The sequence below is a fragment of the Cognatiyoonia sp. genome (assembly GCF_965661665.1).
Lineage (GTDB): Bacteria > Pseudomonadota > Alphaproteobacteria > Rhodobacterales > Rhodobacteraceae > Cognatiyoonia.
This window is the reverse complement of sequence record NZ_CBFIEO010000031.1, coordinates 1-8,206: the sequence shown is the minus strand read 5'-3', so window position 1 is coordinate 8,206 and position 8,206 is coordinate 1. Positions and strand designations below refer to the sequence as shown.

Sequence of the window (8,206 nt, the reverse complement as noted above, 5' to 3'; positions counted from 1 at the left end):
CGGTTTGGGAGCAATTCTCTAACGACGTCGGCCAAGACATGATCGACGCTGCCCAGTCGTTCAACGGCGGCACCTAAATCGGAAATGGCCGAGGGCGGTTGATCTGCCCTCGGCACGCAAAGGGAGGTCCGACATGGATCACACGAGATCTTTCACTGATCGAATAGAAGAGACCCTCATTGCGGGCATCCTTGGCGTGATGACATTAATCACATTCGCCAATGTCGTCATGCGATACGGCTTCAATCAGAATATTCTTTGGGCGTTGGAGCTAACTGTTTTTTTGTTCGGTTGGCTCGTTCTTCTCGGTGCATCCTATGCGGTCAAGAAAGGCGCGCATTTGGGCGTCGACATCGTCATCAACTCGCTGACACCAAGGCCACGTCGCACGATGGGGCTGGCTGCGGTTGCCGTCTGTATCGCTTTCAGCTTTCTAATGCTGAAAGGCGCATGGGACTATTGGGCAAATTTCGCAAACCTTCCCGGAACCGAAGGAAACTGGTTCCCGCTTGGGTTCGAAGAAAGCTATCGTGGCAAGGGCTGGTACGAGGTCAATGACATCCCGCATCCCGCCGTTTTGGGTTGGATGGAAACCGTGTTTAATGATGGCGAAAGTTACGAGAAAATCCCACGCCTGCTGCCCTACGTTGTTCTGCCATTATCAATGGCGCTGTTACTTTTGCGCTTTGTCCAAGCTGGCTGGGCGCTTTGGACTGGCAAAACCGACCGCGTGGTGGCCAGCCACGAGGTTGAAGACGAAATTCAAGAAATTTGCGAACAGAGGCAGGGAGAAAGCTAATGGAAGTCGCACTCCTCTTTTCAATGGTCATCGGCCTCATGCTGATCGGTGTTCCGATCGCCATTTCGCTCGGCATGTCATCGGTTCTTTTTCTGTTGGTCTATTCAGACAGCTCACTGGCATCCGTTGCCCAAACCTTGTTCAGCGCGTTTGAGGGGCACTATACGCTCCTCGCTATCCCGTTCTTTATCTTAGCGTCTTCCTTCATGACGACTGGCGGCGTGGCCCAAAGGATTATTCGGTTCTCAATCGCCTGTGTCGGGCACTTGCCGGGTGGGCTGGCAATTGCTGGCGTTTTCGCCTGCATGCTGTTTGCAGCCCTCTCGGGGTCTTCCCCTGCGACTGTCGTTGCAATCGGAACCATCGTCATCGGCGGCATGCGTCAGGTCGGATATTCCAAAGACTTTGCCGCAGGCGTCATCTGTACGGCAGGGACATTGGGTATCCTGATCCCACCGTCCATCGTGATGGTGGTCTATGCCGCGTCGGTTGAGGTTTCGGTCGGTCGAATGTTCCTGGCGGGGGTCATCCCCGGATTGCTCGCCGGTTTCATGCTAATGACCACCATCTATGTCATCGCCAGAATTAAAAATTTACCCAAGGGTGAGTGGCAGGGTTGGGGCGAAATCGTCGCCTCTGGCCGTGAGGCAGGCTGGGGCCTTTTCCTGATTGTCATCATCCTTGGCGGCATCTACGGGGGCATTTTTACACCAACCGAACCGGCCGCCGTCGCCGCAGTCTATGCGTTCTTTATCGCGACGTTCGTCTACAAAGATATGGGCCCTCTCGCAGACCGACGGCCGCGCAGCCTGTCCGCGGCAGCGGTGAATGAAATCCCCGGCAGCATTACGTTGCGCAGCCGCCCATGGGCCATCGTGACCGCTTTTTTCCATCCAGATACACAACGCACTTTGTTCGATGCCGGCAAGCTGACAGTCACGTTGCTGTTCGTGATCGCAAACGCGCTTATCTTGAAGCACGTTCTAACGGACGAACAAATCCCACAGCATATCGCCAATGCGATGCTTTCTGCTGGTTTTGGGCCGGTCATGTTCTTGATCGTCGTCAACATCATCCTGTTGATCGGCGGCCAGTTCATGGAACCGTCGGGACTGCTGGTGATCGTAGCGCCACTGGTGTTCCCAATCGCGATTGAGCTTGGCATTGATCCGATCCATCTCGGCATCATCATGGTCGTCAACATGGAAATCGGTATGATTACACCTCCGGTTGGACTGAACCTCTTTGTTACCTCCGGTGTGGCTGGTATGCCAATGATGAGCGTAGTGCGTGCGGCACTGCCATTCCTCGCGGTGCTCTTTGTCTTCTTGATCCTGGTGACCTATGTGCCGTGGATTTCGACGGTCTTGCCCAACACATTTATGGGCCCCGAGATCATTACGAAATAGACGTGGCCATGCGAGCAAGAAACGGCGGTGCCAGTTCTGGCATCGCCGCTTTTCTTCCGACTTTTGCGAAACCGAACTTACCGTCGTTACTAAGCGAAGCGGCTATTCATACAAGTTGCGGCATTGGTCAATATGGGCTCCTAGCTGCCGTTCGCTGCACGAAGCACGAAGGTCTGCCTTCTGTGTACCGCGTGGCTCACGATTGTTTGGAGTTGGTGTGGTCGCAGACTGCGCCGAGTTGCTCTGTTCCAAGAGTAAGTTGAGTTACTGTGTTAGAATTACTGTGGGGCAAACGCTGTGTTCCACTTACTGTGGCCAACACATTGCTTCCAAACACTGTGTTCGACACAGTTTTTCAGCCCTCAAATCCACCCAGCAACGCACGGCAAAACTGTGCGATGAGTGTGCAACGCACGAAGTAAAAACTGTGCGATGGCTAGTACATTGATTTTTATTTGAAAAGTGGTGCCCGGGGGCGGAATCGAACCACCGACACGAGGATTTTCAATCCACTGCTCTACCCCTGAGCTACCCGGGCACCGGGATGGCCGGAGCCATCGGGTAGCGGACTTCTATGCAAACTGGGATGGGCTGTCCAGCGCCTTTTTGCGAATAATCAGTGCGGTTTGCGCGCCTGTTCTTCCAGCGCCTCGGCAAGCTCTTCATCTTCGTCCTGAGCGGCCGATGGAATGGCGTATGAGCCTGACAACCATTTGCCCAGATCGAGGTCTGCGCAGCGCTTTGAACAAAACGGACGATACTTCGCTTCGCTGTCTTTTTCACACATCGGGCAGGCCATCAGAGCAGTCCTTTCAACGGCAAACGTTCACGCTTTCGCTGCAGCTCAAACAACCCCATTTGCGTCCAACCCACAAGAGAGGTCTCGATCGGATCAGCCTTGAACGCCGCGCGCAGGGATTGCTCCACCTGTTTGCGATGCGCCTTTGAAATAGAAACGAAATCCACCGCAATTTGCCCCCCAAGCCCGCGCAGCCGCAAGGCCCGCGGCAGGGCGCGGCTGGCCGCAAGATTGGCTTTCAATGCCGCAGCAGGCGACGTGTCATTGCCTGTGTTTACATCGACAGTAACAAGGGCGCGGGTGGGTTCCACATACATGCTGCCATCGCTTAGGGGCACCAATGCACCACTCAAACGCTCCAGCTGATCGAGCACGCCGAGGCTTTCGAAACAGCCCTGCTCCGTTACTACATCTGCGGCATCTGTCCATTCGCGCCACGCCAGCAGATGCGGGCCATCGCCTTCAGTCAGCACCTCAGGTTCCGTCCCCTTGGCATCAGCCAGAACAGCATGGGCGAGGTCGGTCATTGCCACGATATCATCGGCAATCTCTTCACCCGGCACCTCCGCACAGGAAGAACGTAGAATGATGCCGTGGCTGCCGTCGTGCACCTTATGCGCTGCTTCGAGAATGCGGTCGCGCACTACGTCATCGGAGATCTGGCGGCTAACGTTGAGGCCGGGTTTGCCCGGTGTGACGATTGCATAGCGGGATTTGAACAGGACGCGGTCGGTGACTGGCACCGCCTTCCCCTCATCGGCATAACCCGTGACTTGTACTAAGACCGCCTGCCCAGGTTTCAGCCCTTTGCCCTGCCGCAGAAAAGCTGCCTCCCCCTCCGGCAGGCGCAGCATCATGCCACCCTGCCCTTTGATCGGACGGTCACAGATACCGCGAAAGATCGCACCGGGGCGTGGGACATCCTGCGCATCCACCAGCAGATCATCGAGCTTGCCATTCACCATCAACGCTGCCGCTTCGCGCCCATTGGTGTGATCCAATGCGATCGTGCGCCCCTTCATGGCTGCGCCCCGCAAACTGGCAATCCCGCTGCTGTCAGCAAAGCCGCCGTTTCAGGCAGTGGCAGGCCCATGACCGCGTGAAACGATCCGCTGATCCACGGGATGAACGCGCTGGCGGGGCCTTGAATGCCGTAACCGCCTGCTTTACCTTCCCAATCACCGATGGCGAGGTACCAAGCGATCTCAGCTTCCGACAGCGACTTCATCTTCACTTGGGACACGACGTCGCGCTGCCACAAGCAGTCTTCCCGCCGGACGGAGATAGCCGTGATCACCTGATGCCGCCGCCCAGACAGGAGCTTCAGAAACGCGCGCGCTTCATCCGCATCGGCCGGTTTGCCCAGAATGCGACGGCCGCAAGCCACGGTCGTATCGGCACATAATACCACCTCATCCGCGGCAATCTTCACCGCCTTGGCCTTCTCCAAAGCAATGCGGTTCACGTAGTCGCGCGGTTTCTCCCCCGCTTGCACATCCTCATTGATATCAGGTGGGCGTACGTCGTGTGCCGTCAGCCCCAACTGCACAATCAACTCACGCCGACGGGGGGAGCCAGAGCCAAGCACTAGCTTCAAATCAGGATTTGGGGGAAGTGTCGTCATCCGTGCACCTTGAGCGATGCAAAGGTCAGAAGCAATTGGCCAAGGACCAATCGCGTCAGTGCTGTCAGGAATCGAAAGATCGCTTTACTTGAACCGGTAATTGATCCGGCCCTTGGTCAGGTCGTACGGTGTCATTTCCACCTGTACTTTGTCGCCTGCCAGAACGCGGATGCGGTTCTTGCGCATTTTACCTGCCGTGTGCGCGATGATCTCATGGCCATTCTCAAGCTCAACCCGAAACGTCGCATTTGGCAGGAGTTCCTTAACGACACCGGGGAATTCGAGAATATCTTCCTTGGCCATGAGGTCTCCTAAATTTGTTTCTGTGCGCGGAACTGCTCCTCGCGCGGTCTACATGAGGGCTGAGGGGCGAAATATCAAGGGAAAAGGGCAGTTATCCTGCGTTAGGAAAGCCGCGCCCCGGCCCCCAACGGGCAATGAGCCGCTCAATAATCTGATCGCGGGCCTGCCGGTAACTTACCAGCCGAGTTTCGCGGTCATCGCCAAGGCCTGTTGGGTCGAGGATCGGCCAATATTCCACCTGCAAATGGTAAAAACGGGTCAAATCCAAGGCGCGGCGCTGACTGGCGGGCGACAAGGCCAGCACAAGGTCAAAGGACGACAGATCATCGCCCCACTCTTCCATCTCATCAAAAGATCGGGAGCGATGGCGCGACAGCTCAACCCCAAATTCCGCGCAAACCGCGATGGAGAATCCATCAATCTCCAAATCGTTCTTCACGCCCACCGACTGAATATAGCAATCAATGCCATAAAGCTGCTTCATGATCCCCTCAGCCATCGGGGACCGCACGGCGTTGTGGTCACAACAGAACAAAACGGACTGAGGAAGGTCTTGGATTTGCTCAGTCACGACCGCCCTCACCCGCCGAAGTGCAAAACGCAAATGAGTGTGAACAAGCGGCGGGCGGTGTCGATATCAACCTCGGCCTTGCCTTCCAGACGCTCTTGAAGCACCCGCGCACCTTCGTTGTGAATGCCACGCCGCGCCATATCAATCGTCTCAATTTGACTAGGGGGCAAAGTTTTCACCGCGTCGAAATAGCTTTCGCAAATCTGAAAGTAGTCTTTTACAACCTGCCGGAATGGACCAAGCGACAGATGAAACTCCCCTGCCGGATCATGCGCTTCGGTCTGCACACCAAAGACCAGCCGCCGCTCCTTGATGCCAAGGTCCAACCGATAAGGTCCATCGGGTACAGGTCGATCAGAGCGTTGTGGCAGATCAAAACTATTGTCCTCAAGCAGGTCGAAGATCGCAACCTTGCGCTCCTGCTCAATCTCCGGCGTCGGCGGCGGCAGCGCCGTATCGTCGAGGTTTATCTCAAATATCCTGCTCATGAGCGGTTCAACTTGTCCAATCTTGCACGGACTGACAAGCCATGCGCTTCCAAGCTTTCCGATTTGGCGAGCGTTTCTGCAGATGGGCCAATCGCTGCCAATGCATCGGGCGTCATTCGGGCCAGCGTTGTGCGCTTCAGAAAATCCATCACCGACAGCCCGCTGGAAAACCGCGCCGACCGCGCCGTTGGCAACACGTGGTTTGGCCCACCGATGTAGTCGCCAATCGGCTCTGGCGTCCAAGCGCCAATGAAAATCGCACCCGCATGGCGGATCTTCTCCGCCAAACCGTTTGCGTCCGCCACGCAAAGCTCTAAATGTTCAGGAGCGATACGGTCGGACAGGGCCACCGCTTCATCCAGATCGCGCACGGTGATCACCGCCCCAAAATCGCGCCAACTTGCGCCCGCAATCGCGCGGCGTTCCAGCGTTTCCAAATGCGCTTCTACAGCCTCAGCCACCGCGCGCCCAAAATCTGCATCATCCGTGATCAAGAGCGCTTGTGCACTCTCATCATGCTCCGCCTGCGACAGCATATCGAGGGCGATCCAATCCGGGTCATTGTCCTTATCCGCGATCACAAGGATTTCGGATGGACCCGCGATCATGTCGATCCCAACCTTGCCAAACACACGACGCTTGGCCGCAGCAACAAAAGCATTACCAGGCCCCGTGACCTTATCAACTGGGGCGATCGTCGCCGTCCCGTAGGCGAGCGCAGCCACCGCCTGCGCCCCACCAATGCGGTAGACCTCATCCACGCCCGAGAGTTTCGCCGCCAGCAGGACCAACGGTTTCACAACGCCATCGGGCGTAGGCACCACCATCGCCAAACGCTCAACACCTGCAACCTTCGCAGGGATCGCGTTCATCAGGACGGAAGATGGATAACTCGCCAATCCACCTGGAACATAGAGGCCGGCCGCCGAAACAGCCGTCCAGCGCCAGCCCAAAGACGCGCCAGCCGCATCGTCCCAACGGGCATCCTCCGGCATCTGGCGTTCGTGGTATGCGCGGATGCGATCCGCCGCGAGCTCCAGTGCAGCCCACTCTTCGTCGGAGACCTGCGCAGCGGCGGCGTCAATCTCAGCCTCCGAGAACCGCAATCCCTCAGCAGCCAATTCCAGCCGATCAAACTTCGCCGTCAGCTCCAGCACAGCCGCATCGCCGCGATCGCGCACATCCGCGATGATTGCCGCAACCGTCTCATCCACATCCGGCGCATCTTCCCGCTTCGCAGACAAAAGTGCCGCAAACTGCGTTTCAAAATCCGGATTAGTTGTGCTCAAGAACTGAGGCATAGTGAGGCTCCTTCTAAGCGCTCACATAGCCCCCAACCCTAGTCGGGGCAATCGCCGAGGTGCGATTTACCGCACGGCAGTTCAGTCGGGGTGAGAAGGTGCTTTGCGCGACGGTGCAATGTAGGGACGTGTCACGTCCTTCAGCCAAAGGCCCAAAGCCTCAACCTCGCAGGCAATCGCGCCGTCGCCCGCAAGGTTCAGCACAACACGGCCATTGCCATCTGAGCCTTCCTCAAATCCAACAGACAAAAGCGACAAAACGGTATCCGCATCGCCCTTTTGGACACCTTGGCTTTGCACTTTGACCACATCTTCGATCATCAAGACCGCCTGAACACGCTCAAAATCGCGTCGACGCTTCTCGGCACCGCTGGCATCTTCCCAGCGGAAACGGTTGAGCAGGACCGCAAAACGCCGGTCGGCCGGGGTCCAACGCATCTCTGAGGCTAGAAAAATAGCGTCTTGCACCAAAGCAGAGACGACCTTCAAATCCTCCGCATCCACGGCCATCAGCCGCAGCGGACGCTCAACACCATCTTCGAATTTTGCGTCATCCGACATCACGCAGACACCCGCTTGATGTTGGCACCCACGGCGCCCAATTTTTCTTCAACATGCTCATACCCACGGTCAAGGTGGTAGACACGGTTCACCGTCGTCTCACCCTCCGCAGCGAGGCCCGCAAGGATCAAAGACACAGACGCCCGCAAATCCGTCGCCATTACAGGCGCACCTTTCATCTGCTTCACACCATGTACGGTCGCGGTGCCGCCCTGCACCTCAACATTGGCCCCCATGCGCAACAATTCTGGCGCATGCATAAAGCGGTTCTCAAAAATCGTCTCTTCGAGCACGCTGGTCCCGTTGCTGAGGCACATCATCGCCATGAACTGCGCCTGAAGGTCGGTCGGA

At 56.9% G+C, this 8,206-nt stretch carries 10 protein-coding genes, 1 tRNA gene and 1 pseudogene; 2 read left to right on the top strand and 10 right to left on the bottom strand.

All coding sequences use genetic code 11. From position 1 onward, the window contains the following. Window positions 1-133: 133 nt before the first annotated feature. Together ACTF5F_RS13590 and ACTF5F_RS13585 are read left to right on the top strand one after the other, a co-directional pair. On the top strand, window positions 134-799 hold the full coding sequence (locus ACTF5F_RS13590) for a TRAP transporter small permease (RefSeq protein ID WP_438957405.1): 666 nt from the start codon (window positions 134-136) through the stop codon (window positions 797-799). Then, entirely contained in the window at window positions 799-2,208 is a 1,410-nt protein-coding gene (locus ACTF5F_RS13585) for a TRAP transporter large permease (RefSeq protein ID WP_438957404.1), read from the top strand. Before ACTF5F_RS13590 ends, ACTF5F_RS13585 begins: the two co-directional genes overlap by 1 nt. 463 nt (window positions 2,209-2,671) lie before the next feature. Here ACTF5F_RS13585 and ACTF5F_RS13580 read toward each other — a convergent pair. From ACTF5F_RS13580 to ACTF5F_RS13535, 10 genes and pseudogenes are all read right to left on the bottom strand, one after another. Next, window positions 2,672-2,746, bottom strand: a tRNA-Phe gene (locus ACTF5F_RS13580). A 78-nt stretch (window positions 2,747-2,824) separates the two neighbouring features. Continuing rightward, complete coding sequence (locus tag ACTF5F_RS13575) at window positions 2,825-3,007, bottom strand: DNA gyrase inhibitor YacG (protein WP_438957403.1); 183 nt, start codon at window positions 3,005-3,007, stop codon at window positions 2,825-2,827. After that, a complete protein-coding gene (locus tag ACTF5F_RS13570; protein WP_438957402.1) occupies window positions 3,007-4,029 on the bottom strand; it encodes a ribonuclease E/G in 1,023 nt (340 codons plus the stop codon). The genes ACTF5F_RS13575 and ACTF5F_RS13570 overlap by 1 nt, the downstream gene beginning before the upstream one ends. After that, entirely contained in the window at window positions 4,026-4,631 is a 606-nt protein-coding gene (locus ACTF5F_RS13565) for a Maf family protein (RefSeq protein WP_438957401.1), read from the bottom strand. The genes ACTF5F_RS13570 and ACTF5F_RS13565 overlap by 4 nt, the downstream gene beginning before the upstream one ends. An 84-nt stretch (window positions 4,632-4,715) precedes the next feature. Next, window positions 4,716-4,934 carry a translation initiation factor IF-1 gene (gene infA, locus ACTF5F_RS13560; RefSeq protein ID WP_010137880.1) on the bottom strand — a complete coding sequence of 73 codons (219 nt, stop codon included), beginning with the start codon at window positions 4,932-4,934 and terminating at the stop codon, window positions 4,716-4,718. 91 nt (window positions 4,935-5,025) lie between these two features. Then, complete coding sequence (locus ACTF5F_RS13555; protein WP_438957406.1) at window positions 5,026-5,433, bottom strand: low molecular weight phosphatase family protein; 408 nt, start codon at window positions 5,431-5,433, stop codon at window positions 5,026-5,028. Window positions 5,434-5,513: 80 nt separating this feature from the next. Then, entirely contained in the window at window positions 5,514-5,993 is a 480-nt protein-coding gene (locus ACTF5F_RS13550; protein WP_438957400.1) for a UPF0262 family protein, read from the bottom strand. Continuing rightward, complete coding sequence (gene hisD / locus ACTF5F_RS13545) at window positions 5,990-7,294, bottom strand: histidinol dehydrogenase (RefSeq protein ID WP_438957399.1); 1,305 nt, start codon at window positions 7,292-7,294, stop codon at window positions 5,990-5,992. The genes ACTF5F_RS13550 and hisD overlap by 4 nt, the downstream gene beginning before the upstream one ends. Before the next feature lie 81 nt (window positions 7,295-7,375). Beyond that, a complete protein-coding gene (locus tag ACTF5F_RS13540; RefSeq protein ID WP_438957398.1) occupies window positions 7,376-7,855 on the bottom strand; it encodes a DUF2948 family protein in 480 nt (159 codons plus the stop codon). Beyond that, a pseudogene (locus ACTF5F_RS13535) lies at window positions 7,855-8,206 on the bottom strand (UDP-N-acetylglucosamine 1-carboxyvinyltransferase); the annotation flags it as partial. The pseudogene ACTF5F_RS13535 and the gene ACTF5F_RS13540, both read right to left, overlap by 1 nt.

Coding starts and splice junctions, on each gene's coding strand:
- ACTF5F_RS13590 (WP_438957405.1), top strand. CDS start 134: ATGGATCACACGAGATCTTTCACTGATCGAATAGAAGAGACCCTCATT.
- ACTF5F_RS13585 (WP_438957404.1), top strand. CDS start 799: ATGGAAGTCGCACTCCTCTTTTCAATGGTCATCGGCCTCATGCTGATC.
- ACTF5F_RS13575 (WP_438957403.1), bottom strand. CDS start 3,007: ATGGCCTGCCCGATGTGTGAAAAAGACAGCGAAGCGAAGTATCGTCCG.
- ACTF5F_RS13570 (WP_438957402.1), bottom strand. CDS start 4,029: ATGAAGGGGCGCACGATCGCATTGGATCACACCAATGGGCGCGAAGCG.
- ACTF5F_RS13565 (WP_438957401.1), bottom strand. CDS start 4,631: ATGACGACACTTCCCCCAAATCCTGATTTGAAGCTAGTGCTTGGCTCT.
- infA (WP_010137880.1), bottom strand. CDS start 4,934: ATGGCCAAGGAAGATATTCTCGAATTCCCCGGTGTCGTTAAGGAACTC.
- ACTF5F_RS13555 (WP_438957406.1), bottom strand. CDS start 5,433: ATGGCTGAGGGGATCATGAAGCAGCTTTATGGCATTGATTGCTATATT.
- ACTF5F_RS13550 (WP_438957400.1), bottom strand. CDS start 5,993: ATGAGCAGGATATTTGAGATAAACCTCGACGATACGGCGCTGCCGCCG.
- hisD (WP_438957399.1), bottom strand. CDS start 7,294: ATGCCTCAGTTCTTGAGCACAACTAATCCGGATTTTGAAACGCAGTTT.
- ACTF5F_RS13540 (WP_438957398.1), bottom strand. CDS start 7,855: ATGTCGGATGACGCAAAATTCGAAGATGGTGTTGAGCGTCCGCTGCGG.